The sequence below is a fragment of the Brevundimonas sp. CURTG3B2_SDJG genome (genome assembly GCF_057364705.1).
Window position 1 is genome coordinate 1 of sequence record NZ_JBNFOJ010000454.1, and the last position, 1,505, is coordinate 1,505.

The window sequence follows — 1,505 nt, forward strand, 5'->3', positions numbered from 1 at the left end:
ATGGGAGCCGCCTCCGCGGCGGCTTCGGCCGCGGGCGCCGCATCCTCGGCCGGCTTCTCGGAGGCGGCCGAGCAGCCGGCGGCGAGGATCGTCATGACGGAGGCGAGGAACAGGCGCTTCATGTCGAACTCCCTTGATGCGGCGCTCAGCATGCAGGACTTCCCGCCGGCCGAAAACCACCCGCGGGGCGCCGGAATCTGACGCGGACCGTCAGAGGTTCAGCAGCGCCGGGTCGCCGCCCTGGGCGGAAATGTTGTTGGAGATGGCCTTCTCCGCCGCGTAGCGGATCAGGCTGTTGGGACCGCCCGCCTTGGGGCCGGTGCCCGACAGGCCCTCGCCGCCGAAGGGCTGGACGCCCACCACCGCGCCGGTGATCGAGCGGTTGATGTAGACGTTGCCGGCGGGGACCAGGCGGATGACTTCCTCGGCGAAGGCCTCGATGCGGCTGTGCACGCCCAGTGTCAGGCCGTAGCCGCGCGCCGCCAGCTTGCCGGCCACGCCCTTCAGGTCGGCGGGGTCGTAGCGGTAGACATGCAGGATCGGGCCGAAGACCTCGCGCTCCAGGAAGTCCGGCGTCGGGATCTCGGCGATGGTCGGGGCGAACAGGTCGCCTTTCTCGGCGCCCGCCGGCAACTCGGCGCGGGCGATGATCTTCGCCTCGGTCCTCAGCCGCTCGACGTGGGCCTCCAGGGCGGCGCGGCTCTCGGCGTCGATGACCGGGCCGATGTCGGTCGACGGATCGACCGGGTCGGCGACGACCTGGGCGGCCAACGCCCCTTTCAGCCCCTCGATCAGGGCGTCGGCCGAATCCTTGGGCGCGTAGAGGACGCGCAGGGCCGAGCAGCGCTGGCCCGCGCTGCCGAAGGCCGACAGGATGACGTCGTCGATCACCTGTTCCTTCAAAGCGGTGGTGTCCACGAACATCCCGTTCAGCCCGCCGGTCTCGGCGATGAAGGGGATGATCTGGCCGGGGCGCGCGGCGATCGAGCGGTTGATGGCGGCGGCGGTGTCGGTGCCGCCGGTGAAGGCGACGCCGTCGATCCCGGGGTGGGAGACGAGCTTGGCGCCGACGGTCTCGCCGCGGCCGGGCACCAGGGCCAGCAGGTCGGGATTCAGCCCGGCCTTGTGATACAGGCGCACGGCCTCGGCGGCGATCAGCGGCGTCTGCTCGGCCGGCTTGGCCAGCACGGCGTTGCCGGCGGCCAGCGCGGCGGCGATCTGGCCGGTGAAGATGGCCAGCGGGAAGTTCCACGGGCTGATGCAGGCGAAGACGCCGCGGCCATGCAGAACGAGTTGATTGATCTCGCCGACCGGGCCCTTCAGCTCCTCGCGCCCGCCGAAATCGCGCTCGGCCAGCATGGCGTAGTAGCGGCAGAAGTCGGCGGCCTCGCGCACCTCGGCGACGCCGTCGTTCAGGGTCTTGCCGGCTTCGCGGCTCAGCAGGGCGACCAGCCGGTCGATGTCGGCCTCCAGCGCGTCGGCCATGGCGCGCAGCACCGGGGGCG

1 protein-coding gene is annotated in these 1,505 nt (G+C 71.7%); it reads right to left on the minus strand.

Going from position 1 to position 1,505, the window contains the following annotated elements:
• Positions 1-210: 210 nt before the first annotated feature.
• Positions 211-1,505 (minus strand): L-glutamate gamma-semialdehyde dehydrogenase (locus AC2W7C_RS17725; RefSeq protein ID WP_486002548.1); only part of this gene is annotated, 1,295 nt, incomplete at its 5' end.